Genomic DNA, 26,707 nt, shown 5'->3' on the forward strand with positions numbered 1-26,707 from the left:
ATCGCCAACCTCCCAAACGAAAAACGGCGGGACCAGCCCGCCGTTTTGACGATCCGAGATTTCGCGATCAGAACTCTTCCCAATCGCCACCGCCGCTGCTTGCAGCCGGCGTGCTCGGGGCGAAAGCCGCAGCGAGCTTGCCGGTGAGGGCGCGGGCCGGGGAGGCTGCGGGGCGGGCATTGCTCGCGACAGGAGCCGGTGTTGAGCGCGAGAGCGCTGGACGGGGAGCGGCGGTCCGCGCCGGAGCCCCGACCGATGCAGCGGCAGGCGCCGACGCGCGGCGCTGGGTGCCGAGGTTGAACTGCGTGAGCCGGTTCGACAGCGAGCCGACTTCGGTTGCCAGCGTGTGGGCGGCGGCGTTCTGTTCCTCGACCATGGCGGCATTCTGCTGCGTGCCCTGGTCCATCTGGTTGACCGCGGTGTTGATTTCCTGAAGGCCCGTCGACTGTTCGCGCGCAGCCTGGACAATCGCCTGGACGTTGCGGTCGATCTGCTGGACTTCGGTGACGATCGTCTCGAGTGCCTGGCCGGTTTCGCCGACAAGGCTCACGCCGCGCTTGACCTGCTCGCCCGAAGACGTGATCAGGCCCTTGATTTCCTTGGCCGCATTGGCCGAGCGCTGGGCGAGTTCGCGAACTTCCTGCGCGACGACCGCAAAGCCCTTGCCGGCTTCACCGGCGCGGGCGGCTTCGACACCGGCATTGAGCGCCAGGAGGTTGGTCTGGAAAGCGATGTCGTCGATGACGCCGATGATGTTGGAAATCGATTGCGACGAACGCTCGATCTCGCTCATCGCGGCAACGGCGTTGCGCACAACCTCGCCGGACTTCTCAGCACCCTGCTTGGTGCGGGCGACCAGCGAGCCGGCTTCTTCAGCGCGGACAGTCGAGTCCTTGACCGATGTGGTGATCTCTTCCAATGCAGCAGCGGTCTGCTCGACGGAAGCGGCCTGCTGTTCGGTGCGGCGGGCGAGGTCGTCGGCAGCCGAACGGATTTCCTTCGAGCCGGTTTCGATCGTCGCCGCGTTTTCCGAGAAGGCCAGCATCGCATCCTGCAGCTTGCTGACGGCGTTGTTGAAATCGTTGCGGATCGGGTCCAGCTGGGCGTCGAAGGAACGGTCGATGCGGACGGTTACGTCGCCATTCGACAGCCGCGACAGGCCGTCGCCGAGTTCGCTGACTGCAAAGCGGATCGACTCTTCGCGCGCCGCATGAGAGACGGAGCGCTCCTGACGTTCCGCTTCCTCGCGGGAGCGGGCATTCTCTGCCGCCGCTTCGAGCTGCGCCTTCTCGCGATTGCTGTCGAGCAGCACAGCGAGTGAGCGGCTCAGGTCACCGAGCTCATCCTTGCGCTCCTTGTCCTTGAGGTCGACGTCGAGTTCTCCAGCGGCGATGCGGCCGGTCTCGTCAATCACGTTGGTGATGCGGCCGATGAAGCGGCGCGAGATGAACCAGCCGAGTGCGGCGAGCAGGATGGCGGCGAGCGCGGTGACGGCTGCTGTCATCCAGGCCATGTGGTAGAGACTTGCAAAGACGGTGCTCTTCGGCACCGAGACGACGGCGTACCAATTGTTGTCTGCAGTCAGCTTCACCGGGAAGGCGACGGACAGGAAGGTTTCGCCGGTCGAGAGCGTGGCTTCTTCGACATGACCGGCATTGGCAATCAGCTTGTCCCAGCCCATCGCCATTTCACCGGCGTCCTTGATGGTCTTGCCGGCGAGTTCCTTGATCGGATGGGCGAGGATGTTGCCGGCACCGGTGACGAGGCTGAGATAGCCGTCACCCATCGGACGGATGGCTGAGAGTGCCTTGTTGGCGTTTTCGAGCGAGATATCCATGCCCGCGACGCCGACGGCCTTGCCGTCGATGGTGATCGGCGCCACCAGCGAGGTGATAAGCTGCGGCTTGCCGTCGATCGGATAGACATAGGGCTCTATGACGACGGGCTTCATCTGGTCATGGGCAAGAATGTAATAGTCGCCGGCGCCGGGAACGGTGTAGTCGAGCAGCGGCTCGTTGATGATCTTGTCGCCGCTCTTCACCCAATAGGGGACGTAGCGGCCGGTCTTGTCGTGGCCCTTCTTGCCGACCCAGTCGGCATCCTTGCCGTCGAAGGCATTCGGATCCCAACCGGTCCAGACGCCGAGAGCCATCTCGTTGTCCTTGAGCAGCGTTTCGAGCAGCCGGTCGGCATTCATGCGGTCGGCATTGCCGCCTTGCTTCATCGCTGTCAGCGTGCTTTTCAGGTTGAAGACCGTCTGCATGCCCTGCGACATGGTCTTCTCGATCCCCAGAGCCTGGGTGCCGGCGATCTGCCGCATGTCCTCGAGGGCGACCTCATAGGAGTTACGGTACTCGAGGGCGAACAGAACGCCGGCGGTAGCGAGCGTGGCAACGAGGCCAGAAGCGGCGATGGCGAAAATGTTGCGGCTGGTCGCCGATTTGAACAGCATGAAACTCCCCCAGAGTCGTATGGATGCGGGCATCGTGGCATGCGACCGGACAGCGACATCCCGGCAGATCGGCAGATTCATTCTGGCGAGCCAAGGGTAATCGGTCCGAATTAATTAAGAGTTGAAGGAGTTTTGCCGCTTGGGCTCATTTACCCGTTGCTTTCGCGCGGAAATTGCTCGCGCACCTCGTCGGCATAGGTGCGGCTGACGGGGATTTCCGTGCGGTCATTGAGGAGAAGCGTAAGCTTACCATTGGTGGACCGGAAACTGTCGACGAAGTCGCGCGCCACCCAGTGCGAGCGATGCACCCGAAGGCCGTCCGCCGTTCCGGTTTCGCGGATTGCATCGGCGAAACGGAGCAGGATGAGTTCGCTGCCGCGTGAGGTGCGAATTCGGGAATAGTGGTCTTCGACCGAGATGTGCTGCAGCCGCCCGCGATTCTCGGGCTTGAGCCGGTCGAGGAGGGGAATATCGCGACGCTCGGCCACAGGCTCGTGCCTGATTTCCGGCTCCGGCTCATGCTCGGGGCGGGGATTGGAGGCGCCGTCGCCGGACATCGCCAGGTAGGAAATGACGCAGAAGATTGCCGAGAGCGGCAGGATGGTGGGAAGGCCTTGGAGATAGCCGGACCAGGTGAGTGGCTCGCCAAACCATGAGCATTCCAGAACACCGATGACCAGCCCGATCGGCAAGGTGGCGGCGATTGAGCCAGCCAGCATGCGCAGGAACATGTTGTCGAGCCGCGTGCTCAGCAGAACGTCGGCAACTACCGCGCCTGAAAGTGCGAAAGACCAGGCACCGGCATGAAGCAGCAGCCAATAGGCGAAGCGCGGCAGAAAGCCGAGCCGCTCGGCAGAGCCATAGGGACCCATGATGGCGAAGAGCAGGACCACGGCGCCAAAGGTCAGCCAGAGCCTCGGCGATCGACCAAGGGTCTGCATTTCACGAAGCGTGGATTGCAGGAAGGGGCTATTCACGAAGACATCAGCCGGTTTCACGTATGTGGGTTTGAACTTGGTCGAGAGATGAACCAGAGCAGGGGCAAATTCAACCTTGTCGAGGCCGCCCTCTTATGAATCTCGCCCCCTTGCTCGACGCGCCGCTTGCCATCCAGATCCATGTCGCCGCCGTTATTCCCGCCGCGATCCTAGGACCCTACATGTTCTGGGCGCGCAAGGGTACGCCTGTACACCGGCTGCTTGGCAAGGTCTGGCTCGGCCTGATGGTGGTGGCTGCGTTTTCGTCCTTCTTCATCCACACGATCAATCTGTTTCTCGGTCTCAGTCCGATTCATCTGCTCTCGGCCTATGTACTCTATGGCAGCTGGAAAGCGATTGCCGCGGCACGGGCCCATCGTATCCGCGAGCACAAGCTCAATGTGATCGGCATGTATGTCGGGGGCATCATCGTTGCGGGTGGCTTCACCTTGCTGCCAGGCCGACTCATGCACGAGATCGTATTCAGCTGGCCAACCGCGTGGCCGGACCTGGCACGGCTCGCCATGTTCCTCGGCATCATGGTTGGTTTCGTGATTTTGCTGACCATGTTTTCGGCTCTTGCCTCGCGTTCGCGTCCGCGCCCTCGTCGGTTGGGCCGGCCGGTGTGAGCGTCGCCTCTGTACATTCTTCAAGGAACTGCTGGCGGCCATTCCACGTTTCCAGGAGCCGACCGGCGGCCGCTTAGCTTGTGCGACGGCGGCTTGCCGGTCTATAAGACTGGCAAGCGTGGAGGCAGTGCATCATGGATCTGAAGGGCAGCCGGGAATCGGGCAATGTCGAGGACGTTCGCGGCCAGGGAAACCCGCCGGGGCAGGGCCGCGACCCCGGAGGGCGTCGCGGTGTCAATATTCCGATCGGCAACCTGCGCGGCGGTTCGATCGGCTCGATTGTCCTGATCATCATCGTCGTCGTCGTGCTGCAGTTCATGGGCGTCGATGTCGGTTCGCTGCTTGGCGACGGCACGACGACCTCGCGGCCCAGCGACAGCCAGACTGTGCAAACACAGAATTCCAATGATGAATCCGTAGTCTTCGTTCGGAAGGTCCTGGGCGAGACGGAAGATGCCTGGAACGGCATCTTTGCCGCCGCCGGCGAGAAATATGCCGAACCGAAGCTCGTGCTGTTCAACGGCCAGTATCCCTCGGCCTGCGGCACTGCGAGTTCGGCAACCGGGCCGTTTTACTGCCCGTCAGACCAGAAGGTCTATCTCGATACGGCCTTTTTCGAGGAGATGCGCGATCGTTTCCAGGCGTCCGGCGATTTCGCCCAGGCTTATGTGATCGCACACGAGGTCGGCCACCACGTCCAGAATCTCACCGGCGTGCTGCCGAAATTCAATCGCCAGCGCCAGTCGATGAGCGAGAGCGAGGCGAATGCCATGTCGGTGCGCGTCGAACTGCAGGCCGATTGCTATGCGGGCATCTGGGGCCGTTACACCGACCAGAAGGGCATTCTCGAACGCGGTGATCTCGATGAGGCGCTCAATGCCGCCGAACAGATCGGCGACGACGCGCTGCAAAAGCGGTCGCAGGGATATGTCGTGCCGGACTCCTTCACCCACGGGACATCCGAGCAGCGCGCAAAGTGGTTTCGCCGCGGATTCGACACCGGCAAGGTCAGCGCCTGCGACACGTTTTCGGGTTCGATTTGAGCCTCAACATGCCTGATTAGCGGCGACCCCAAGCGGGGTTGCCGAAAAGCACCACCGTCTTGGCAAAGGCAGCGCCGCGGCGGGACCCATCTTCCGTGATGGCTTGAATTTAGGCAATTTTTGCTCTAGAAACCGCGCTCGTTCTTAATATGTTCCGCCATCTCATGGTGGAAACAGCCGGTAGTTCAGCCATGATCGACGAAAAACGCGCCCGCCGCGGGCTCGCGCTCGTGTTCTTTATTCTGCTGATGGACATGATGGGCATTGCCCTCATCATGCCGGTCATGCCTGCCTATCTGAAGGAGTTGACCGGCGCTGACGCCACGCAGGGCGTCATGGAAGGCAGCTGGCTCTTTATCGTATATTCGCTGATGCAGCTCCTGTTCGGCACCTTCATCGGCAATCTGTCGGACCGCTTCGGTCGCCGGCCGATCCTGCTAGCCTCTGTCCTGACCTTCGCGATCGACAACCTCATCTGCGCACTCGCCGGCAGCTATTGGATTCTCTTCGTCGGCCGCGTGCTGGCCGGCATTTCCGGCGCGAGCTATGCGACGGCTTCGGCCTATGTCGCCGATATCTCGACGGACGAGACGCGGGCGAAGAATTTCGGCCTCGTCGGCATCTCTTTCGGCGTGGGCTTCACGCTTGGACCTGTCATCGGCGGGCTGCTCGGCGAATTCGGGCCGCGCGTGCCCTTCTATGTCGCAGCCGGTCTTTCCTTCCTGAATTTCGTCGTCGCGATCTTCTTTCTGCCGGAAACGCTAGAGCCGCATCAGCGGCGGAAATTCGAATGGAAGCGCGCCAATCCGCTCGGCGGCCTGCTGCAACTGCGGAAGTATCACGGAATCGGCTGGATCGTCTCCGTCATGTTCCTGTTCTGGCTGGCGCATGTCGTCTATCCCGTCGTCTGGCCGTTCGTGTCCGACTACCGCTATGGTTGGGGCCCGCTGATGATCAGCTTGTCGCTCGGCGCCTTCGGCATCATGAGCGCTGTCGTCATGGGATTGGCGCTGCCGCAAATCGTCAAGCGCTACGGCGAGTGGAACGCATCGGTCATCGGCCTCGTCTTCTGTGCCGTCGGCTTTCTCGGCTACACATTTGCCTGGGAAGGCTGGATGGTCTTCGTGGTGATCCTGATCGCTTGCCTTGAGGGCATTACCGATCCGGCACTGCGGGCAATCACAGCGGCCGGCGTGCCGCCATCCGAGCAGGGTGACCTGCAGGGCACCCTGACGAGCCTGTCGAGCATCACATCGATTGGTGGGCCTTTGCTGTTCTCCTACATCTTCGCCACCTTCTCGGGACCGGGCGCCACGATCCATTTCCCCGGCGCGCCCTATTTTGCCGCGGCACTCGTGACGGTGGTGGGGCTCGTGATCTTCGTGTTCCGTGTTCCGCACTGGCGCGGCACGAGCGTAATGGCAGCCGCAACGCATCACTGATACCGATGGGGGGCATGAAAGTTTGAGTTGCATGGTCGCTTTGGGTGGATTTGCGGCTTGCACTCGCTTATTTGGCGGCGAACGAAAGAGAAAGGTCTATGGCGGATGTGGCTGAAAGGGCTGAGATAGCGATCGAGAATGGTTGGAAGAACCATTTCCTCGAAACGCTCGCCCTTGGCCTGCCGCTGATCGGTGCCCAGCTCGCGCAGAACGCCATCCATGTCACCGACATCGTCATCATCGGCCGCATCGGTACAAACGAGCTGGCCGCCATGGTGCTGGCGGCGCAGTTCTACTTTACCATCTTCATCTTCGGGTCGGGCTTTGCGGCCGCAGTCGTGCCGCTCGCTGCCCAGGCCTTCGCGCAGGGCGACATCCAGCGGGTCCGCCGTGCGGTGCGCATGGGCCTTTGGGTGGTCCTTGCCTTCTCGGCCCTGACCATGCCGCTGATCTATCTCGGCGAGCAGGTGCTGCTTGCGCTCGGGCAGGACCCGCATGTGTCCGCGCTGGCGGCAAGCTATATTCATATTGCAGGCTGGAGCATGTTCCCGGCGCTTGGTTTCATGGTGCTGCGATCATTCCTGAGTGCGGTCGGCAAGGCCGGCTTCGTGCTTTATGTGACGCTGATCATTCTCGTCGTGAATGCGGCTTTTGCCTATGCGCTGGTTCTCGGCCATTTCGGGATGCCGGCGCTCGGCTTGCGCGGCGCGGCCATCGTGGCGCTCGGCGTCAATGTCCTGAGTCTCGTGCTGACTGTCTGGTACATACACGCCAAGGCCGATCTTCAGCGCTTCGAGATCTTCGTCCGCTTCTGGCGGCCCGATTGGCACGTGCTAAAGGAGGTTTTCAACCTCGGCATGCCGATCAGCTTTACCATTCTCGCCGAGGTCAGCCTGTTCACGGTTGCCTCACTGCTGATGGGCTGGATCGGCACAGCCGAGCTCGCGGCGCATGGAATTGCGCTGCAATGCGCGTCGCTCGCCTTCATGATCCCGCTCGGCCTAGCGCAGGCCGCAACGGTGCGGGTGGGCATTGCTGCAGGTGCCAACGACCGCGAAGCGTTGATCCGGGCATCCTGGGTCGTTGTGATTATCTCGGCCGGGATCGCGATCATTGGCGGGCTGCTCTTTGCGATCTTCCCCGCCTTCTTCGCGGCTCTTTTCCTGGATCGCACGAAGGAAGATGCGGCGGCCGTGCTCGGCATCGCCACGACCTTCGTCATCGTCGCCGGTATCTTCCAGCTTGTCGACGGGTTGCAGGCGATTGGAGCGGGACTGCTGCGCGGTATCAAGGACACGCGCATACCGATGCTTCTTGCCCTGATCTCCTATTGGGGGATCGGCTTCGTCCTGGCCTATGTCCTGGCATTTCCGCTGGGCTGGGGTGGCATCGGCATCTGGATGGGCTTCGTTTTCGGCCTGCTCGCCGCGTCGTTCCTGCTGCTGGGCCGATTTGTCATTCTCATTCGCCGTATCGAAGCCTGACGCCGCTCCGGCGTCGGCTCGATATGCCCGCCATGAAGGAGTTCGCCGATGCCTGATCTTGCCATTCTCCTGACGATTGCCGGTGCACTCGCCATCGGCGCGATCAGCCCGGGGCCGAGCTTCGTTCTCGTGTCGCGGGTCGCGGTGACTGCCTCGCGGGCCAATGGACTTGCGGCGGCGACTGGAATGGGCGCTGGCGGCGCCATCTTCGGCATGCTGGCTCTCGCGGGGCTCAGCGCACTGCTGCAACAGGTCGAGTGGCTCCATCTCGCACTCAAGATCCTCGGCGGCGCCTATCTCGTCTATCTCGGCATCCGCATCTGGCGAAGCGCGACCACGCCGCTCGTCGTCGATGACATGGGGGCGGGCCGAAAGAGGCCGGTCTTACGTTCCTTCTGGCTCGGACTGGTGACGCAACTCAGCAATCCGAAGACGGCGATCTATTATGCGAGCATCTTCGCGGCGCTCCTGCCGGCCAGGCCGGCCGAGTGGCTGCTCTTCGCCCTGCCGCCGACGATCTTCGTGATCGAGGCGGGATGGTATGCCATCGTCGCGCTCGCCTTCTCTTCGAGCGGCCCGCGGGCGGCCTATCTCAGCTCCAAAACCTGGGTGGATCGCGTCGCAGGTGCTGTCTTGGGTGCCCTGGGCGCGCGGCTCCTGATCGACGGTCTTCCGGCCCGATCCACATAAGGAAAGGGAGGCTTGAGCCTCCCTTTTTTCTATCAGCGCTCGGCCAGTGCCGGTTCGCCCTTCTTTTCCCGGATCAGGTTCAGGAACCGCCGGAAGAGATAGTGGCTGTCCTGCGGGCCGGGCGAGGCTTCGGGATGGTGCTGCACCGAGAAGACCGGCTTGCCGGAAACGCGCAGGCCGCAATTGGTGCCGTCGAAGAGCGAGACGTGGGTTTCCTCGATGCCCTTGGGCAGCGACTTCGAATCCACCGCGAAACCATGGTTCATCGAAACGATCTCGACCTTGCCGGTCGTGTGATCCTTGACTGGGTGGTTCGCGCCATGATGACCCTGGTGCATCTTCGCCGTCTTGCCGCCGAGCGCCAGGCCCAGCATCTGGTGGCCGAGGCAGATGCCGAAGAGCGGGATGTCGGTTCCGAGCAGGTCCCTGATGACGGGCACGGCGTAAGTGCCGGTCGCTGCCGGGTCACCCGGGCCATTCGACAGGAAGATGCCGTCGGGCTTCTGCGCCAGCACTTCCTCGGTCGAGGCGGTCGCCGGCATGACGGTGACCTTGCAATTGAGGCCAGCGAACAGGCGCAGGATGTTGCGCTTCACGCCATAGTCGAGGCAGACGACGTGGTACTTGGTCTCGGTCTCGCCGAGTTCGGAATAGCCTTCATTCCAGACCCAGGGCTTCTCGGTCCAGCGCGAGGACTGGCCTGAGGTGGCATCCTTGGCGAGGTCGAGGCCTTCGAGCCCGCTCCAGGCCTTGGCTTCCTGCTTCAGCACCTCGATGTCGAAGACGCCGTTCGGGTCATGTGCAATCACGGCGTTCGGCATGCCGTTCTCACGGATCCAGGCGGTCAACGCACGTGTGTCGATGCCGCAGAGTCCGATAATGCCGCGGGCCTTGAGCCAGGCATCGAGATGCTTCGCGGACCGATAGTTCGAAGGTTCGCTGATGTCGGCCTTGAAGATGACGCCGACGGCGCCGCGCCGAGCGGCGGGCGTCAGATCCTCGACATCTTCGTCATTGGTGCCGATATTGCCGATATGCGGGAAGGTGAAGGTGACGATCTGGCCGAGATAGGACGGATCCGTGAGGATCTCCTGGTAGCCGGTCAGCGCCGTGTTGAAACAGACCTCGGCCGGGACTCGGCCCGTAGCGCCGATGCCCTTGCCTTCGATGACGGTGCCATCGGCCAGTACGAGGAGCGCTGTGGGCTTTTCCCGGGTCCATCCTTGAGTCATGCTTCTCCATTCCGGCGCCACTCGGGGGTGGCTGGCGCCTCGTGCTCGCGAAAAATGGCGCACGGACATCTCGTCCGGCGTTGCCAAGTTTCCCTTCTTTATGGTTGAGCCGGGAAAATAGTCATGGTGATCCCAAGGGTCAATGCGCGCCGGGTTTTTCCCTCGAATTAAATTCAAAGCGATTCCAGATGGTTAGGTGAATCGCGTTGCATTTGTTTGCCGCCTTCGCCATAAGCGCCGTCATACAAAGGAGAATCCGGCCATGCGCGAAAAGTTGATGGACGCCCTCAAGGTGGCGATGAAAGCGAAGGAAACCACGCGAATTTCGACGATCCGCATGGTGCAGGCCGCCATCAAGGATCTCGAGATTGCCAACCGCACCAAGCCGAATTCCGAGACCACGGATGGCGACATTGCGCTGCTGCTCGCCAAGCTCGTCAAGCAGCGGGAGGAATCCGCCAAGATCTATGACGAAGGCGGCCGGCCGGAACTCGCGCAGAAGGAGCGCGAGGAGATCGCGATCATCTCCGAATTCATGCCCAAGCAGCTTTCCGAGGCCGAGGCCGAGGAAGTCATCAAGGGTGTTATCGCGGAGACAGGTGCAGCGAGCATCAAGGACATGGGCAAGGTCATGGCGGTGCTGCGTGAGCGTCATCCTGGCCAGATGGATTTCGGCAAGGCCTCGGGCCAGATCAAGTCACTCCTCGGCTGAGTGCCGGGCGGCGCATGTATGGCGGGCCGCCTTCTTTGCATGCGCCTCTCGTAATGCTTATATCGGGCCAACAGGATCCGATGCTCCATGCGCTTTTCCCAACAGTTCCTCGACGAGTTGCGCGACCGGGTGACCATCTCTGAGGTCATCGGCCGTCGCGTGACCTGGGACCGGAAGAAGACCAATCCCGGTCGCGGAGACTATTGGGCCTGCTGCCCATTCCATGGCGAGAAGTCGCCGAGCTTCCACTGCGAGGATCGCAAGGGCCGCTATCATTGCTTCGGTTGCGGCGTCTCGGGCGATCATTTCCGCTTCCTGATGGAACTGGATGGCCTGGGCTTCAACGAGGCTATCCAGCAGGTCGCCGACATTGCCGGCGTGGCGCTGCCGGCACCTGACCCCGAAACCGAGCGGCGCGAGCGCGAGCGTCACAATCTCTTCGACGTAATGGAACTGGCGACTCGCTTCTTCCAGGACCAGCTTCAGTCGGCGGGCGGCGCGAAGGCACGGGCCTATCTGCGGGACCGCGGCCTTACAGGGCGGACGATCGAGACCTTCCGGCTCGGCTACGCGTCGGACAGCCGCAATGCGCTCAAGGAATTCCTGGCATCCAAGGGCGTCGCCAAAGAGCAGATCGAGGCTTGCGGACTGGTCGTGCACGGGCCGGACGTTCCGGTCTCCTATGACCGGTTCCGCGACCGGATCATGTTCCCGATCCTGTCGTCGCGGGAGAAAGTGATCGCCTTCGGTGGTCGCGCGCTTTCGCCCGATGCCCCTGCCAAATATCTCAATTCCAACGAGACCGAGCTCTTTTCCAAGGGGCAGGTTCTGTTCAACTTCGCCAGGGCGCGGCGTGGCATGGGGACGGATGGCTCCGGCACTGTGATCGTCGTCGAAGGCTATATGGATGTCATCGCGCTCGCCCAGGCCGGCGTAGAGAATGCCGTGGCGCCGCTCGGCACCGCGCTGACGGAAGACCAGTTGCAGCTTCTCTGGAAGATGACATCGGTGCCGGTCCTCTGCTTCGATGGTGACGGCGCCGGCATGCGGGCGGCATCGCGAGCTGTGGATATCGCACTCCCCATGCTCAAGCCGGGCCAATCGCTGCGCATCGCGCTTCTGCCCGACGGCAAGGATCCAGATGATCTCGTCAAGGTCGAGGGCAGGGCGCCGTTCGACAAGGTGATCTCCGAGGCGAGAGCGATGGCCGACATGGTCTGGCTCCGCGAAACATCGGGGACCGTGTTCGAGACGCCGGAGAGGCGGGCCGAGCTCGAGGCGAGGCTGAAGCAGGTGACCCAGGTGATCGGCGACGAGAGTGTGCGTCGCCACTATCAGCAGGACATGCGCGATCGCCTCTATGCATTCTTCCGTCCGGCCAACCAATCCAACAACGAACAGCGGCGGCCATTCACGCAAAGGGGACCGCAAACCGGTCGACCGCAGCAGCCGCAAGGCCTAGGCCGCTCGGCGCCGATCTCGGACCGACTGGCGCGCACTGGGCTGGTCGCGGGCTATAGCGGCATGCCGTCGCTCAGGGAGTGCGCGCTCGTCATGACGATCGTCAATCATCCCGCGCTGTTCTTTGAAGACTTCGAGGCGTTGCATCAAATCGAGTTTGAAAGCCGTGACATGCGGCAATTCTGGCAGGCCATGATGGGCGTTGCGGCCGCAAGTGGCCCGGACCTCACCCGCGAAGAACTGCTGACCGCGCTCGAGACACAGGGCTTCGACGCGCTGCTTGCGAGCCTCGACAAGCAGATCCGCTTCGCACGGCTCTGGACTGCCACGGAACATGCGGCGATCGAGGATGCAAGGGAGGGCTACCAGCAGGCGCTTGCGCTCCAGACCCGAGCCCGTGCCCTTCTGCGCCAGCGTCACGAGATCGAACGCGAACTCGCCGAGGCCGTCGAGGACAGCGCCGAGGTCGACTCGGAGCGCCTGATGCTGACCCTCAAGGAAGTGCAGCAGGAAATCACGCGGCTGGAAAACCAGGAGGCGCTCGTCGATGGTTTCGGGGTAATGTCCGGACGAGTGAAGGGACCAGCCGGCGGCGGGCATTGATTTTCGTAGCCCATAGGATACAATATGGCCGAAGTTCGTGAGACCGAGCACTACCGAAAATGGTTCGATCGGCTTCGCGACGAACGGGCGCGAGCACGCATTGATGCTCGCGTGCTGCGCCTCTCATTGGACATTTTTGGTGACGTCAAAAGTGTTGGCGATGGAGTGAGCGAGTTGAGGATTGATTACGGCCCCGGCTATCGGCTCTATTTTACTCGACGAGGAGACAGCATTGTCATTCTGCTCTGTGGTGGTGACAAGGACTCCCAATCGCAAGACATAGCCAAGGCAAAGAATTTGGCGGAAACCGTGTAGGTTCGACGATGACAGAAACGACCAAATGGGATCTGGCAGAACACCTCGACAACGAGGAGCGGATCACGCTTTTTCTCGAAGCAGTTTTTGAAGATGGCGATCCTCGCGTCATCGCCGCAGCGATCGGCGAGATCGCAAAGGCGCGTGGCATGAGCCAGGTCGCCCGCCAGGCGGGGCTGTCACGTGAGAGCCTCTATAAGGCGCTGAGTGAGAACGGCAACCCGGAATTCGCTACCGTTCTCCGCGTCGTCAAAGCGCTGGGTTTTGACCTAACCGTTTCACCGCATAAACCGGCAGTAGCCTGAACGGCGGAGAGGCGTGAGCCTCAGCGTCAAGCATGATTGAGAACCGTCTGCCGAAGAGGGCAGATTGTGCCCGTTCATTCCTTCACCACATATCCACCCGGCGCATTGGCAAATGGGAACCGCTTCACTCCGGCGTTGATGCCGCGCTTGGCGGCGAATTCGTCCCAGGCGCGGGTTTCGCCCGGCCATTTGCTGGTGCCATATTCATCAAGGATGAGCACGCCGCCCTTCGGCATCCGGTCCCAGCAGAGTTCGAGAATGGCCGTGGTCGGCTCGTAGATGTCGACGTCGATATTGATCAGGCAGAAGCGGGCTTCGGGATTCTTTTCCAGCCATTCCGGCAGCGTATCGGTAATGTTGCCGACGATGATGCTGCCGCGGTTGGCGGGGATGACGCCGTCCTTGTTGTGGATTTCGAGCAGTTCCTTGAATTCGTCGAAGAAGGTTTTCGAGCTCAACCCGCCCGTCTTCTTCTGGATCGTTGCGTCCTCGGTGCCGTCCTCCGGCGCAAAGCTCGGGAAGCCCGAGAATGTGTCGAAGCCGAAGACCTTCTTGTGGGTCGCGGTTGGCGTGAAGACTTCGAGGAACTTGTGCCAGCTGAAGAAGGACTTGCCGTAATAGACTCCGAAATCGAGATAGTGACCCGGCAGGTCAATCGTCAGCTTGAAGAGCTCGTAATGAGCGAGCTGCCGGATGAAGCTGCGGCGGCTGGTATAGACCGTGAAAAGATCGAGATAGTGCCTGACATCATGCGGATACTTCTTCGCCAGCGCAGTGATGCTTTCGAAGAAGGCATCTTCTCCGCCCGAGGGATAATAGAAAGTGTCTGTTGTCATGGCTGTCCCCTGCGGTCCGGCATCGTCGATTCGACCGCCGTTCTAGAATGGCAGCATGGATCGAGGATTGTGCCAAGGATGAGGGGTGGGTGCGCCATCGGGGATGGCGCAGCGTAACGCCTAGTTCTTTCGTGCTTTGCGGGCAGCGTAGCGGCGGTCGCGCTCGGCCTTGCGAGCAGCTTCGTCTTCGATGACGCGCGAAATGCGGTTCTTTTCGGCGGCTTCGCGTTCTTCGGTCTCGGCTCTTGCGAGCTTTTCGATCTCGGCGAGCCTTTCCTGTTCCAGCGCGACGAGGCGCTCCTGCTCGGCGGTCTTGATCGCCTCGCGTTCCAGCCGGCGCTCTTCGCGGGCAGCGGCGATCGCCTGGCGTTCAGCCAGTTTTGCCGCCAGTTGCGGCGCTTGCGCCTCGCGCGTCGCGCGGTAGTTTTCCAGCAGCGCCTTCTTGGCGTTGGCAGATCCGTTCAGTCGGTCGGATAGGTCGGTGTTTCTTTGATTCTTCAAGTTCGGTTCCGTTGTCTTGCAGCCGGCAGCCTTGCCACCGCTATTTGGATTTCTTGGGTTCAGTCTTCGTCAGGCCTGCAGCGAGGTCTTCCGCTTCCTTTGCCTTGCGCAGTTCCCGGAGGCGCGTCGTCTTTTCATCGCGTGCCCGGACCACGGCGTCCTGTTCGGACAATGTCCTGTTTTTGGAAAGGGATTGTGACTGAGTCTTGCCAAAAGCGGATTCAGCGCGCTCCCGGTTCTTGTTCATTTGGGACATTTTACTTCTTTCAGGCGCTTGTGCCGAAGGGCGGAGACCAAAAAGAAAAAGCCAGGCGATCTGCCTGACTTTCCTTGGTCGATACATGCCCGGGCGCCGCCAGTACATTCATGGTTGGCGCGGGGCATGTGATAATTAGGCAGCCTGCAGCTTCGTGGCGGACATCTTGCCCGACTTGCTGTCGCGTTCCAGTTCGTAGGAGATCTTCTGACCTTCGACGATTTCGCGCATGCCCGCGCGCTCGACAGCGGAGATGTGGACGAACGCGTCCTGGCCGCCGTTGTCAGGCTGGATGAAGCCGAAGCCCTTGGTGGAATTGAACCATTTAACTGTGCCGGTGATCATAACGAACCCTTTCTTGGCAATTTGAACTTCCGGGACGCCCCATGCGCACCGGTTCTTGGTCGCGATTTTTGAAGGGAAGAGTTCGTCTAAGGCACGTGCCAACGTGCGGTAACAAAGCCAATCAAGCAAACATCGATGGCTGACATATAGGCTTTTTCGCAGGCCAAACAACCAATAGTTTTCGATTTCGCGATTTTTCAATGAAAAGCGGCGAGCAAGCGGCGTTGATCGGCTGCTTCGTCAGCCGGAAAATCGTCGAGCTTTGTCGCGGCTGGTGCTTCTTCGCTGCTATGCAAATGGATAATTTGCGGCAGTGCCCAGATTCGGGAGGAGTATCCATGCCGGCCCATCCTAAGTTCATCACAGAACCCGCACGCCAGGTCGACGTCATCCGCGCGACTGACGTGCTGGTGGTCGGCTCAGGACCGGGAGGGCTGGCGGCCGCCTTGGCCGCGGCCCGCGTGGGTGTCGAGGTGACACTGGTCGAGCGCTTCGGCTGCTTCGGTGGCAATATCACCGTCGTCGGTGTCGAGGGCTTTGCCTGGTATCGGCATGAGAAGACAGTCGAGGCCAACGGCATCGGCCGTGAGTTCGAGGAACGGGCCAAGGCGATGGGTGCGGCGGTGCCCGAGAGCCAGTCGCTGTCCTACGAACTTGACTCCGAGGGCTTCAAGCTCGTGGCCGATGCTCTGGTCGAGGAGGCCGGAATCCACGCGATGCTGCATCGCCAGTTCGTCGCGCCGATCATGGATGGCGATACGATCACGGGCATCATCGTCGAGTCCAAGGCAGGGCGAGAGGCGATCCTGGCCAAGCGCGTGATCGATGCAACGGGGGATGCAGATGTCGCGACGCGCGCGGGGGCACCCGCCTTCAAGACGCCGGTCGAGGAGATGCAGGCAGCGTCCGTGATGTTCCATCTCGCTGGAGTCGACAAGAAGAAGTTCATGGACGGCATCAAGGCCGACCCGCAGACCTATGGCAGCTGGTCGACCGGCGAATGGCAGATCGAGACTTCGGGCAAGGAGGACGAGATGTTCTCGCCTTTCCTGGCAAAGCCGTTTGCCCAGGCGATCAAGGAAGGGATCATCCCGAAGCATCTCAACACGATCGCGGGCACCTGGGGCGCGATGCATGACTCCGGCGAACTGACCTATATGAATCTCGTCCATCTCGCCGGCTGCGACGGCACCGATCCTGACAGCATGACGAAATTCGAGATCGAGGGCCGAAAGCAGGCAATGCTGGCGATCGAGGCCCTGCGCCGCTACACGCCGGGCTGCGAGGGTGCGCGGCTGAGAAACTTCGGCATGTCGATCGGCATTCGCGATACGCGGAAGCTCGATGCGGTCTACAACATGACCGAGAATGACGCCCGCAATGAAGGCCGCTTCGAGGACACGGTCGGCATCTATCCCGAATTCATCGACGGTTATGGCGTGCTGATTCTGCCGACCACGGGCCGTTATATGCAGATCCCTTATCGCTCCATGTTGCCCAGGGGCGTCAAGAACCTGCTGGTCGCCGGCCGGGCGATTGGCGGCGACAAGATTGCCCATGCCGCGACCCGCAACATGGCCTGCTGCGCGGTGGCGGGGCAGGGCGCGGGCGTGGCGGCGGCGCTTTCGGTCAAGTCGGGCCGGGATTTCCATGAAATCGATATTGCCCCGGTTCAGAGGGAGCTTGAACGGCAGGGCGTCCGTATCTACTAAGGCGGGGCAAGAAGCAGAGCCGATAGGATAGGACAATGAAGAGTGCGATCGTTCTGGGTGCCGGCATGGTCGGCGTGTCCACGGCGCTCGCGCTCCGCGACCGCGGCTGGAACGTGACGCTGGTCGACCGCAAGGCGCCGGGCCAGGAGACCAGCTTCGGCAATGCCGGTATCATCCAAGCCGAGGCCGTCGAGCCCTATGCCATGCCGCGGACACTGCGCGAGCTGTTCAACATCGTCACCGGCCGCAGCAATGACGTCCACTATTCCCTGCAGGAGCTGCCGTTCCATGTCCGCGCGCTGATGCGCTACTGGTGGCATTCCAAGCCGTCGCGCCATCTCCGCATCGCACAGTCCTGGGCAAGCCTTATCCGCCGCTCGACGGAGGCCCATCAGCCACTCATCGAGCGGGCGGGCGCCGACAATCTCGTCCGGCGCTCCGGCTGGCGGGTGCTCTACCGCAACCAGGCGGATCTCGAAGCGGGGATTGTCGAAGCCGAGCGGATTCGCGCCACCTATGGCGTGCCCTTCCTCATCCGCTCGCCGCAGGAGACGCTACAGGATGAGCCGGCGCTCACAAATGCCGGCTTCGGCTCCATTCACTGGACGGATTCCTGGACCGCCAGCAATCCGGGCGCCCTGGTGGAGGCCTATGGCGAACTGTTCACCCGCGGGGGCGGGCACTTCGCTTATGGCAAGGCCGAGTCGCTGGAGCGCGAAGGGGCCGGCTGGTCGGTCGAAACGGACAATGGCAAGGTCACGGCCGAGGAGGCCGTCGTTTGCCTCGGGCCGTGGTCGTCGGACCTCTTGAAGCCCTTTGGCCATAGCTTTCTTATGGTACGCAAGCGCGGCTATCACGCGCATTATCGTTCGCCCCTTCCGTTGCAGGCGCCGGTTTTCGATACGGCGAACGGTTATGTCATGGCGCCGATGGCAGCGGGTACGCGGATCACCACCGGGGCGCATGTCGCCCGTTTTGATGCGGCGCCGGCCTACAGTCAGCTCGAGCGCGCCGAAAGCGCCGCCAAGCAGCTCATCGATCTCGGCGCGCGCGTCGAGGACAAGCCCTGGCATGGCACCCGACCCTGCATGCCCGACATGCTGCCGGTCATCGGAGCCTCGCACTATCAGAAGGGCCTGTGGATGAATTTCGGCCACGGCCATCAGGGCTTTACGCTGGGGCCGGTCAGTGCCGCGCTGCTGGCCGCAATGATGGATGGCGCGACGCCTGATATCGACATGAAGCCGTTCCGACCGGAGCGCTACTGACCGCTATCCTTCAAACGGCAGAAATCCGGCGTCGCAAATGCAGCATTGCGCGAAGGCTTCTGCTATATCCGTGCCACATCAAATGACGGGGATGACAGCATGACCGACACCTTCCTCACACATATCAAGACAGAGCTGGAAGGGCTGAAATCCGCGGGCCTCTACAAGGCCGAGCGGGTGATCACCTCGAAGCAGGCCGGCATGATTGAAGTCGCCGGAGGCGCCCATGTGCTGAATTTTTGCGCCAACAACTATCTCGGTCTCGCCAACAATGCGGAACTCGCGGAAGCCGGCAAGAAGGCGCTCGACCGCTATGGCTATGGCATGGCCTCGGTGCGTTTCATCTGCGGCACGCAGGAGGAGCACAAGCAGCTCGAGGCGCGGATTTCCTCCTTCCTCGGCATGGAGGACACAATCCTCTATTCGTCCTGTTTCGACGCCAATGGCGGGCTGTTCGAGACGTTGCTCGGCGAGGAAGATGCCATCATCTCGGATGCGCTCAATCACGCTTCGATCATTGACGGCGTGCGTCTCTCCAAGGCCAAGCGCTTCCGCTATGCCAACAACGACATGAAGGCGCTTGAGGAGGAACTCAAGAAGGCCGAGGGCAGTCGTTTCAAGATGATTGCGACGGACGGCGTCTTCTCGATGGATGGCATCATCGCCAATCTCGGCGGCGTTTGTGATCTGGCCGAGAAATATGGCGCGATGGTCATGGTGGATGACAGCCATGCTGTCGGCTTCGTCGGCAAGCATGGCCGCGGGTCGGCCGAGCATTGCGGCGTCGAGGGCCGGGTCGACATCATCACCGGCACGCTCGGCAAGGCGCTGGGCGGTGCTTCAGGCGGCTATACATCCGGTAAGCGCGATGTCGTCGACTGGCTCCGCCAGCGTTCGCGGCCCTATCTCTTCTCCAACACGCTAGCGCCGGTCATTGCCGCGGCCTCGCTCAAAGTGTTCGACCTGATCGAGAATGGCGGTGCACTCCGCGAGCGGCTCTACGAGAATTCGTCACTCTTCCGCACCGAGATGACCAAGCTTGGCTTTACGCTTGCCGGCGAGGGGCATCCGATCATTCCCGTCATGCTGGGCGATGCGGCGCTCGCGCAGGCGATGGCGGCACGGATGCTGGAGAAGGGCGTCTACGTGATCGGCTTCGCCTTCCCCGTCGTGCCCAAGGGGCAGGCGCGTATCCGGACGCAGATGTCGGCCGCGCATTCGCGGGCCGATGTGGAGAAGGTGATTTCGGTGTTTGCCGAGGTGGGCAAAGAGCTGGGTGTGATCTAAGTACCTTGCCTGGTGAGCTAACCCCTCACCAAGTTCGTCCAGCCAATCGCCTGCGGCTCTTGGGGACGAACTATCCTCTCCCACAAGGGGAGAGGTAGGGTGCCATGCGTTCGGCCTTCACTTGAGGCGAGGCGGTGCCGCAGGTTTACCTCTCCCCTTGTGGGAGAGGATACAAAGGCCGGGTGAGCAACGCGAACCCTTGGCCGAAGTTGGTGAGGGGTAAGCTGCCCCGACGGGATGCGATAGGAATCTGAAATGTCCAACATGATGCGCGCACTGGTCAAAGCCAAACCCGAGGTCGGCCTCTGGATGGAAAACGTTCCTGTGCCCGAGCCCGGCCCGAACGACGTCCTCATCAAGGTGAAGAAGTCGGCGATCTGCGGCACTGACGTCCATATCTGGAACTGGGATGCCTGGGCGCAGAAGACCATCCCCGTGCCGATGGTCGTCGGCCATGAATTCGTCGGCGAGATTGCCGAGATCGGCTCTTCGGTGACAAAATATCGCGTTGGCGAGCGGGTATCGGGCGAGGGGCATATCGTCTGCGGCAAGTGCCGAAATTGCCGGGCGGGCAGGGGGCATCTCTGCCACTACACCAAGGGCGTCGGCGTCAATCGTCCGGGATCCTTCGGTGAGTTCGTCTGCATTCCCGAGCACAATGTCGTCTCGATACCCGATGACGTTCCGGATGAAGTCGCGGCGATCTTCGACCCCTTCGGCAATGCCGTCCACACGGCGCTCTCCTTCGATCTCGTCGGCGAGGATGTGCTGGTGACCGGTGCCGGCCCGATCGGCATCATGGGAGCGATGGTCGCCAAGCGCTCCGGCGCGCGCAAGGTGGTAATAACCGACATCAATCCGAACCGGCTGGAACTGGCCCGAAAATGCGGCATCGACTATGTGGTCGACGCATCCAAGGAAGACCTCAAGGATGTGATGAACGCCATCGGCATGAAGGAGGGCTTTGATGTCGGCCTTGAAATGTCCGGCGCGCCGCCGGCCTTCCGCTCTATGATCGACACGATGAACAACGGCGGCAAGATCGCCATCCTCGGCATCGCGCCTGATGGTTTCGGCATCGACTGGAACAAGGTCATCTTCAAGATGCTGACACTCAAGGGCATCTATGGACGCGAGATGTTCGAGACCTGGTACAAGATGATCGCCTTCGTGCAGGGCGGGCTGGATGTCGGCCAGATCATCACTCATCGAATCAAGATCGACGAGTTCCGCGACGGCTTCGAGGCGATGCGGTCGGGCAATTCAGGCAAGGTGGTGATGGACTGGGATTAGGCAATTGGAAATCGTCATTGAAATCGTGGACAACGAGCCGGATCCAGCGGCAAGAACGGTCCTGTACGAGTTGCTCGGCGAGGATAACAGCCGAAAGTCGGGCCTCGGGGACACGGGCAATTTTGCTGTTCTGATAAAGACCGGCGCCGACGGCGAGGTGGTCGGCGGAGCTTGGGCCGTCGACGATTGCGGCTGGGCCTTCCTGGACTTGCTCTATGTACCGGATGACATGAGAGGACAGCAGCTGGGAACGCGCTTGCTGCATGAAGTGGAGGCGATTGCGCGAAAATTGGGTCTCATCGGCATGTGGGTCAACACCTATGATTTCCAGGCGAGGGGATTCTACGAAAGGCAGGGATTTGTCGAATTCGGCTGCCTTGAAGGAGATCAGGGCGCTGCAGGGCAATCATTTATGAAAAAGCGCTTCTGACCGCCTGCTAGAGATCCCAGATGTCGGAGCCGCGGATCGACGAGCCGCCACTTTCAAGATCGAGGATGGCCTGGGTGGCGAGACTGTAGCCCGTGGATGCGTCCTTGTTCTCGTCAAACAGGCGTTCAATGCGGTGCGACTTGTCTTCTTCATAGAAGGAGGTGATTGTCGTCCGGCCTTCAACGCCATCGATCGAGACGACAAGGTCGTTGCCGAATCGCTCCAGGATGAGGTCGTCGATCGTGACTGTGGTCGCGCTGTCGAGATCCTTGAAGCGGATCTTGTCGACGCCGCCGGTGTCGTCGATGGTCGCGTTGCTGCCGGCGATGATGAAGTATTCGTCATTGCCGGAAACATCCAGCGCGGTGACAAAGCCGACGCCGATCTCATAATAGTCGTCGCCGACGCCGCCCTGCATCTTGTCGTCGCCCGTTATGGAGAACATCCGGTCGTTGCCGGTGTCGCCCTGGAGGGTGTCGTCACCCTCTCCCCCGACGATGATGTCGCTTCCCTCGCCGCCTTTGATCGTGTCGTTGCCGCCATCGCCGAACAGGAAATCGTTGCCGATATCGCCATAGATCTTGTCGTTGCCGTTGCCGCCAAAGGCGTAGTCGTTGCCTGCACCACCATTCAGCGTATCGTCGCCGCCATTGCCCTTGATCACGTCGTCACCGTCCAGGCCGAGGATGTAGTCGGCCTTGGCCCTGCCGTCGAGATGGTCGCTGCCTATCGTCCCGCGTGTCGTCTTCGTCATGTTGACGTCTTCCCGCTGATGCTCTCTGCGGCGCTCATGTCAGAACATGCGCCGGGAATCACTTTGACGGGACAAGTTTGCGGCAGGCTTTCGTGGGTGCGGGTCTTGTCTCGCGTGCGATGCTTCCTAAATAAGCGACACGGTGAACGACCATCCGGCCCGCTGAATCGGGCTTTTTGCGTCTTTTTCAGCTAATTGGCTTGACGGGACATGAAATTGCGGGAATCACCAACTCTGGCAGAAACCGAGAATAAATCCATCGTAGGCTTGGCAGGATCGGCACGATTACAATCGCGCGCCAGGAAAGCGTCGCTTTGCTTAAGCGGCGCCTGGCGATTAATCGGCTCTTAATCCGTCATCCTGTTAGTTCGACGCAGTCGATTCGTCTGGCCGAGGTGACCTTGGGCCTTACAGCATCGCAACCGTCCTTGGCGTAAAGAAAGTCGCGGAATATGGCAACCAAAGTCAAAGAAAACGAAGAAGCGGAAACCGAACGCGAAAGCGCACCCGATGGCCCGCTTCTGGACCTTTCTGATGACGCCGTCAAGAAGATGATCAAGGCCGCCAAGAAGCGCGGTTATGTGACCATGGACGAACTGAACGCCGTGCTGCCTTCCGAGGAAGTCACGTCGGAACAGATCGAAGACACGATGGCGATGCTGTCCGACATGGGCATCAATGTCGTCGAGGATGAGGACGTCGAGGAGCAGGCGCAGGAAGACACCGACACCGACACGGATTCCGACAACGAGTCCGAAGGTGGCGAGATCGCGGTCTCCTCCGGCACGGCCGTCGCCACGACCAAGAAGAAAGAACCGACCGATCGCACGGACGATCCGGTGCGCATGTATCTGCGCGAGATGGGTTCCGTCGAACTGCTCTCGCGCGAGGGCGAAATCGCGATCGCCAAGCGCATCGAGGCCGGCCGCGAGACGATGATCCAGGGCCTCTGTGAGAGCCCGCTGACCTTCCAGGCGCTGATCATCTGGCGTGATGAGCTCAACGAAGGCACCACGCTGCTCCGCGAGATCATCGACCTCGAAACCACCTATTCCGGCCCGGAAGCCAAGGCGGCACCGCAGTTCCAGTCGCCCGAGAAGATCGAAGCCGACCGCAAGGCGGCTGAAGAGAAGGAAACGGCCCGCAGGATACGCCGTGGCGGCAGCGACGACGACGACATCACCAATGTCGGCGGCGAAGGCCTGCCGACGGAGGAAGAGGAAGAGGACGAAGACGAATCCAACCTCTCGCTCGCCGCGATGGAAGCGGAACTCCGTCCGCAAGTGATGGAGACCCTCGACCAGATCGCCGAGACCTACAAGAAGCTGCGCAAGCTGCAGGACCAGCAGGTGGAAGCCCGCCTTGCCGCCTCCGCCACGCTGTCGCCCGCCCAGGAGCGCCGCTATAAGGAGCTCAAGGACGAACTGATCACGGCTGTCAAGTCGCTGTCGCTCAACCAGAACCGCATCGACAGCCTGGTCGAGCAGCTCTACGAGATCAACAAGCGCCTGGTGCAGAACGAGGGCAAGCTGCTGCGTCTCGCCGAGAGCTTCGGCGTCGCGCGCGACGAGTTCCTCAACCAGTATATGGGCGCCGAGCTCGATCCGAACTGGATGAAGTCGATCGGCAATCTCTCCGGCCGCGGCTGGAAGGATTTTTCCAAGAGCGAGAACCAGACGATCAAGGACCTCCGCCAGGAGATCCAGAACCTCGCCAGCGAAACCGGCATCTCGATCACCGAATTCCGCCGCATCGTGCAGATGGTGCAGAAGGGCGAGCGCGAGGCGCGCATCGCCAAGAAGGAGATGGTGGAAGCCAATCTTCGCCTGGTGATCTCGATCGCCAAGAAGTACACCAACCGCGGCCTGCAGTTCCTCGACCTGATCCAGGAAGGCAATATCGGCCTGATGAAGGCGGTCGACAAGTTCGAGTACCGCCGCGGTTACAAGTTCTCGACCTATGCGACATGGTGGATCCGGCAGGCGATCACCCGCTCGATCGCCGACCAGGCCCGTACCATCCGCATTCCGGTGCATATGATCGAGACGATCAACAAGATCGTCCGAACCTCGCGCCAGATGCTGCATGAGATCGGTCGCGAGCCGACGCCGGAAGAACTGGCAGAAAAGCTCGCCATGCCGCTCGAAAAGGTGCGCAAGGTGCTGAAGATCGCCAAGGAGCCGATTTCGCTCGAAACTCCCGTGGGTGACGAAGAGGATTCGCATCTCGGCGACTTCATCGAGGACAAGAATGCACTGCTGCCGATCGATGCAGCGATCCAGGCGAACCTGCGCGAGACGACCACCCGCGTGCTCGCCTCGCTCACCCCGCGCGAGGAACGCGTGCTGCGCATGCGCTTCGGCATCGGCATGAACACTGACCACACGCTCGAGGAAGTCGGCCAGCAGTTCTCGGTCACCCGCGAGCGTATCCGCCAGATCGAAGCCAAGGCGCTGCGCAAGCTCAAGCATCCGAGCCGCTCCAGGAAGCTGCGCAGCTTCCTCGACAGCTGAGGCACCCAGACCCTGAATGTGAAAATGGCGGCCATGGGCCGCCATTTTTGTGTGATCTTGGTCCAAAATGCCGAAAGGCCTTCAGGCGGGCGCGGTGAGGAAGCTCTCGAGCTTTGCCTTGACGTTTTCCGGCCAGGCCATCGAAATATGCTCGTCGAGTCGGCTCGCCGCCAGTACCTGATGGCCCGACCAGCGATCCTGGTCGCCGCAGCGTACCGTGTGTTCGATCGTCACCGACGAGCGCCCGACGCGCGTCACGGTCAGCGCGAAGGTCAACTTTTCGCCGAAGAAGGAAGGCTTGGAGAAATCGCAGGTCAGGTGGACCGTGGGCGTGCCCCAGCGCTCGTTCCAGATAATTTCATGCCAGGGATAGCCCATCCAGGTCCAGAACTCCTCGATGACGCCGTTGAGGAGATTGAGATATGAAGGATAGTAGGCGGTCCCCGAAATGTCGCAGTCACCGAAATTGAGCATGCGGTCGGTCGAAAAGCAGGCGGCCATCGTGTGCTGGTCCTTAGTGTGTTTCCTTGAAATATCAGCAAACTAGCACATCCGGCAAAGACAAGTCATCGCCTTCGGTGCGTGTCTGCTAACGGAAATTTACCGCGATGAACCATGCATGAACACCTGGTTCCAAATCCGTTCAGCCGCTCGATCCTATTGTCATCTCAACGCTTCGGGGTGGAACGAAAACCCGACCACCCGGCGAAGCAGGACAGAGTTTCAGGAGAGTGTAAAATGACTTCCATCGTGACCAAGATTGCCATTGCCGCTGCCGTTGCTATCGGTGCGTTTGGCATGACCGCCCCCGCACAGGCCGGTGGCGTCGACGTCAATGTCAAGATCAAGACCCCGCATGTCATCGTCAAGCCGGCGCCGAGGGTTTTCATCGTGAAACCCGCCCCGGTCATCGTGATCAAGAAGGGTTACGGCCGCTGCGAGCCGGGCCTTGCGCTCGCCAAGGCATCGCGCAATGGCCTCAACAAGGTTGCCATCAGCCATATCGGTCCGAACCGCGTGGTCGTATCCGGCAAGGCTCATGGCAGCTGGGCCAAGGTTTCCTTCGCCAATGTCCGCGGCTGCCCGCGCCTCTAAAGGCTGATCCGGTCGCGTTCGCTGCAAGGCCGTCCCCCCGGAGCAGCGGAGAGTCCGCCCTTCATGATCTCATCTGAAGGGCTCGACCGAAAGGGCAGGGATGTTGAGTGGTGTCTTACCCTGCCCGAGGGCTGGTTCACTGAGAAGTGAACCGGCCCGCCTCTTTTTGGGAACTGTGTTTCAGCCGTCGCTCCCTCCAGAGGGTCGAGGATCATGATCGCTGCGACATGCATCCACGCCGTGCAGCATGGTCGGAGCACGGCCGAGGACGCGGGCCAACGGCCGACAGGCCCATTTACTGATCGATGGCGAAAGTCACGTTCACATTGACCGAGTAACTGTTCTCACCGGCTTCAACCGGTACGGCGTCCTCCGCCTGCTTTGCCATACGCGCACTCATCAGCGGACGCGGGTCCTCGGTATGGCTCGACTCTGTGATCTCGAGAATGCGGCCGAGCTTGACGCCGGCGGCATCGGCGAGCGTCTGCGCCTTGGCGATGGCATCTTTCACCGCCGCCGTCCGTGCTTCGGTCACGGTCTTTGCCGCATCCACATTGGTGAAGCGGATATCGCCACCCTGATTGACGCCGAGCGTCACCGCCTGGTCGATAACGGCGCCGACCTTGGCGAGATCACGGATGCGCACAGTCAACGTATTCGAGACCATGTAGCCGGTCAGAACAGGCGGTTTCGGCGTGCCATCCTCGTTCTGCGGATAGTTGTACTGCGCCTGGATCGAAAGGCCTGATGTCTGCAGGTCGCGCGGCGCAATGCCCTGCTTCTTCAGCGCGTCGATGACCGCGCTCATCGCGGCATTGGCGACATCGAGCGCCTCTCGCGCCGTCTTTCGCGTCTCGGCGACACCGAGCGAGATGATCGCGAGATCGGGCGCGATCGCCGCATCGCCTACGCCGTTGACGACGATGGCTGGTTCCTTGCGGTCGCGCTCCTGGGCAGAAAGGACAAGGGGTGTCAGCGCCGTGGCGACAACGAGCGTGACGGCGAGAAGGCGGACGAAGCGCATGGCGGAACCTTTTTGTTCGACGGATTGTCTCAAGCAGTGCTCGCAACC

At 61.3% G+C, this 26,707-nt stretch carries 26 protein-coding genes; 16 read left to right on the forward strand and 10 right to left on the reverse strand.

Annotated elements, in window-relative coordinates; translation table 11 throughout:
- Positions 1 to 67 precede the first annotated feature (67 nt).
- Both AC2YI2_RS05945 and AC2YI2_RS05950 read right to left on the reverse strand, forming a co-directional pair.
- Positions 68 to 2,452, reverse strand: a complete 2,385-nt coding sequence (locus AC2YI2_RS05945) for a methyl-accepting chemotaxis protein (protein WP_487385520.1) — start codon at positions 2,450 to 2,452, stop codon at positions 68 to 70.
- A gap of 149 nt (positions 2,453 to 2,601) precedes the next feature.
- Positions 2,602 to 3,429, reverse strand: coding sequence for a LytTR family DNA-binding domain-containing protein (locus tag AC2YI2_RS05950; protein ID WP_487385521.1), 828 nt, complete (start codon positions 3,427 to 3,429; stop codon positions 2,602 to 2,604).
- Positions 3,430 to 3,524: 95 nt separating this feature from the next.
- On the opposite strand from AC2YI2_RS05950, the gene AC2YI2_RS05955 reads away from it, so the two are divergent.
- The 5 genes from AC2YI2_RS05955 to AC2YI2_RS05975 all read left to right on the forward strand — a co-directional run bounded on the left by AC2YI2_RS05955 (position 3,525) and on the right by AC2YI2_RS05975 (position 8,717).
- Positions 3,525 to 4,058 (forward strand): DUF2306 domain-containing protein, encoded by a 534-nt coding sequence (locus AC2YI2_RS05955; protein ID WP_487385522.1) that lies wholly within the window; start codon positions 3,525 to 3,527, stop codon positions 4,056 to 4,058.
- A 134-nt stretch (positions 4,059 to 4,192) separates the two neighbouring features.
- On the forward strand, positions 4,193 to 5,101 hold the full coding sequence (gene ypfJ / locus AC2YI2_RS05960; RefSeq protein WP_487385523.1) for a KPN_02809 family neutral zinc metallopeptidase: 909 nt from the start codon (positions 4,193 to 4,195) through the stop codon (positions 5,099 to 5,101).
- Between the two features lie 116 nt (positions 5,102 to 5,217).
- On the forward strand, positions 5,218 to 6,543 hold the full coding sequence (locus tag AC2YI2_RS05965; RefSeq protein WP_487385860.1) for a TCR/Tet family MFS transporter: 1,326 nt from the start codon (positions 5,218 to 5,220) through the stop codon (positions 6,541 to 6,543).
- Positions 6,544 to 6,641: 98 nt separating this feature from the next.
- A complete protein-coding gene (locus AC2YI2_RS05970; protein ID WP_487385524.1) occupies positions 6,642 to 8,027 on the forward strand; it encodes an MATE family efflux transporter in 1,386 nt (461 codons plus the stop codon).
- 48 nt (positions 8,028 to 8,075) lie between these two features.
- A complete protein-coding gene (locus AC2YI2_RS05975) occupies positions 8,076 to 8,717 on the forward strand; it encodes a LysE family translocator (protein WP_487385525.1) in 642 nt (213 codons plus the stop codon).
- 32 nt (positions 8,718 to 8,749) lie between these two features.
- Here AC2YI2_RS05975 and carA read toward each other — a convergent pair whose 3' ends face one another.
- Positions 8,750 to 9,949, reverse strand: a complete 1,200-nt coding sequence (gene carA, locus AC2YI2_RS05980) for a glutamine-hydrolyzing carbamoyl-phosphate synthase small subunit (protein WP_487385526.1) — start codon at positions 9,947 to 9,949, stop codon at positions 8,750 to 8,752.
- 262 nt (positions 9,950 to 10,211) lie between these two features.
- Here carA and AC2YI2_RS05985 point away from each other — a divergent pair, with 262 nt between their 5' ends.
- The 4 genes from AC2YI2_RS05985 (at position 10,212) to AC2YI2_RS06000 (ending at position 13,345) form a co-directional block, all read left to right on the forward strand.
- The gene (locus tag AC2YI2_RS05985) at positions 10,212 to 10,661 is read left to right on the forward strand and encodes a GatB/YqeY domain-containing protein (protein WP_487385527.1); all 450 of its coding nucleotides are present in this window, start codon (positions 10,212 to 10,214) and stop codon (positions 10,659 to 10,661) included.
- Between the two features lie 87 nt (positions 10,662 to 10,748).
- Positions 10,749 to 12,725, forward strand: a complete 1,977-nt coding sequence (dnaG, locus tag AC2YI2_RS05990; protein ID WP_487385528.1) for a DNA primase — start codon at positions 10,749 to 10,751, stop codon at positions 12,723 to 12,725.
- A gap of 24 nt (positions 12,726 to 12,749) precedes the next feature.
- On the forward strand, positions 12,750 to 13,040 hold the full coding sequence (locus tag AC2YI2_RS05995; RefSeq protein WP_487385529.1) for a type II toxin-antitoxin system RelE/ParE family toxin: 291 nt from the start codon (positions 12,750 to 12,752) through the stop codon (positions 13,038 to 13,040).
- An 8-nt stretch (positions 13,041 to 13,048) separates the two neighbouring features.
- Positions 13,049 to 13,345, forward strand: coding sequence for an addiction module antidote protein (locus tag AC2YI2_RS06000; protein ID WP_487385530.1), 297 nt, complete (start codon positions 13,049 to 13,051; stop codon positions 13,343 to 13,345).
- Positions 13,346 to 13,419: 74 nt separating this feature from the next.
- Here AC2YI2_RS06000 and AC2YI2_RS06005 read toward each other — a convergent pair whose 3' ends face one another.
- From AC2YI2_RS06005 to AC2YI2_RS06020, 4 genes are all read right to left on the reverse strand, one after another.
- Positions 13,420 to 14,181 (reverse strand): TylF/MycF/NovP-related O-methyltransferase, encoded by a 762-nt coding sequence (locus tag AC2YI2_RS06005; RefSeq protein ID WP_487385531.1) that lies wholly within the window; start codon positions 14,179 to 14,181, stop codon positions 13,420 to 13,422.
- Between the two features lie 120 nt (positions 14,182 to 14,301).
- Complete coding sequence (locus AC2YI2_RS06010) at positions 14,302 to 14,682, reverse strand: DUF6481 family protein (protein ID WP_487385532.1); 381 nt, start codon at positions 14,680 to 14,682, stop codon at positions 14,302 to 14,304.
- Between the two features lie 40 nt (positions 14,683 to 14,722).
- The gene (locus AC2YI2_RS06015) at positions 14,723 to 14,929 is read right to left on the reverse strand and encodes a hypothetical protein (protein ID WP_487385533.1); all 207 of its coding nucleotides are present in this window, start codon (positions 14,927 to 14,929) and stop codon (positions 14,723 to 14,725) included.
- Between the two features lie 144 nt (positions 14,930 to 15,073).
- Positions 15,074 to 15,283, reverse strand: a complete 210-nt coding sequence (locus AC2YI2_RS06020) for a cold-shock protein (protein WP_487385534.1) — start codon at positions 15,281 to 15,283, stop codon at positions 15,074 to 15,076.
- Between the two features lie 338 nt (positions 15,284 to 15,621).
- Here AC2YI2_RS06020 and AC2YI2_RS06025 point away from each other — a divergent pair, with 338 nt between their 5' ends.
- The 5 genes from AC2YI2_RS06025 to AC2YI2_RS06045 all read left to right on the forward strand — a co-directional run bounded on the left by AC2YI2_RS06025 (position 15,622) and on the right by AC2YI2_RS06045 (position 21,273).
- Positions 15,622 to 16,995: an FAD-dependent oxidoreductase gene (locus AC2YI2_RS06025; protein ID WP_487385535.1), complete on the forward strand. Its 1,374-nt coding sequence runs from the start codon at positions 15,622 to 15,624 to the stop codon at positions 16,993 to 16,995.
- A 35-nt stretch (positions 16,996 to 17,030) separates the two neighbouring features.
- Positions 17,031 to 18,263 carry an NAD(P)/FAD-dependent oxidoreductase gene (locus AC2YI2_RS06030; RefSeq protein WP_487385536.1) on the forward strand — a complete coding sequence of 411 codons (1,233 nt, stop codon included), beginning with the start codon at positions 17,031 to 17,033 and terminating at the stop codon, positions 18,261 to 18,263.
- A 99-nt stretch (positions 18,264 to 18,362) separates the two neighbouring features.
- Positions 18,363 to 19,550, forward strand: a complete 1,188-nt coding sequence (locus AC2YI2_RS06035) for a glycine C-acetyltransferase (RefSeq protein WP_487385537.1) — start codon at positions 18,363 to 18,365, stop codon at positions 19,548 to 19,550.
- Positions 19,551 to 19,805: 255 nt separating this feature from the next.
- Positions 19,806 to 20,843: an L-threonine 3-dehydrogenase gene (gene tdh, locus AC2YI2_RS06040; RefSeq protein WP_487385538.1), complete on the forward strand. Its 1,038-nt coding sequence runs from the start codon at positions 19,806 to 19,808 to the stop codon at positions 20,841 to 20,843.
- A gap of 4 nt (positions 20,844 to 20,847) precedes the next feature.
- Positions 20,848 to 21,273: a GNAT family N-acetyltransferase gene (locus AC2YI2_RS06045; protein ID WP_487385539.1), complete on the forward strand. Its 426-nt coding sequence runs from the start codon at positions 20,848 to 20,850 to the stop codon at positions 21,271 to 21,273.
- 7 nt (positions 21,274 to 21,280) lie between these two features.
- Here AC2YI2_RS06045 and AC2YI2_RS06050 read toward each other — a convergent pair whose 3' ends face one another.
- On the reverse strand, positions 21,281 to 22,027 hold the full coding sequence (locus AC2YI2_RS06050) for a calcium-binding protein (protein ID WP_487385540.1): 747 nt from the start codon (positions 22,025 to 22,027) through the stop codon (positions 21,281 to 21,283).
- A gap of 452 nt (positions 22,028 to 22,479) precedes the next feature.
- Here AC2YI2_RS06050 and rpoD point away from each other — a divergent pair, with 452 nt between their 5' ends.
- A complete protein-coding gene (rpoD, locus tag AC2YI2_RS06055) occupies positions 22,480 to 24,540 on the forward strand; it encodes an RNA polymerase sigma factor RpoD (RefSeq protein ID WP_487385541.1) in 2,061 nt (686 codons plus the stop codon).
- An 81-nt stretch (positions 24,541 to 24,621) separates the two neighbouring features.
- Here rpoD and AC2YI2_RS06060 read toward each other — a convergent pair whose 3' ends face one another.
- A complete protein-coding gene (locus AC2YI2_RS06060) occupies positions 24,622 to 25,041 on the reverse strand; it encodes an acyl-CoA thioesterase (protein ID WP_487385542.1) in 420 nt (139 codons plus the stop codon).
- A 237-nt stretch (positions 25,042 to 25,278) separates the two neighbouring features.
- On the opposite strand from AC2YI2_RS06060, the gene AC2YI2_RS06065 reads away from it, so the two are divergent.
- Positions 25,279 to 25,635, forward strand: a complete 357-nt coding sequence (locus AC2YI2_RS06065) for a hypothetical protein (protein WP_487385543.1) — start codon at positions 25,279 to 25,281, stop codon at positions 25,633 to 25,635.
- 295 nt (positions 25,636 to 25,930) lie between these two features.
- Here AC2YI2_RS06065 and AC2YI2_RS06070 read toward each other — a convergent pair whose 3' ends face one another.
- Positions 25,931 to 26,659 (reverse strand): SIMPL domain-containing protein, encoded by a 729-nt coding sequence (locus AC2YI2_RS06070; protein WP_487385544.1) that lies wholly within the window; start codon positions 26,657 to 26,659, stop codon positions 25,931 to 25,933.
- Between the last annotated feature and the right edge of the window lie 48 nt (positions 26,660 to 26,707).

It is taken from the genome of Rhizobium sp. SRI_017 (assembly GCF_057586295.1).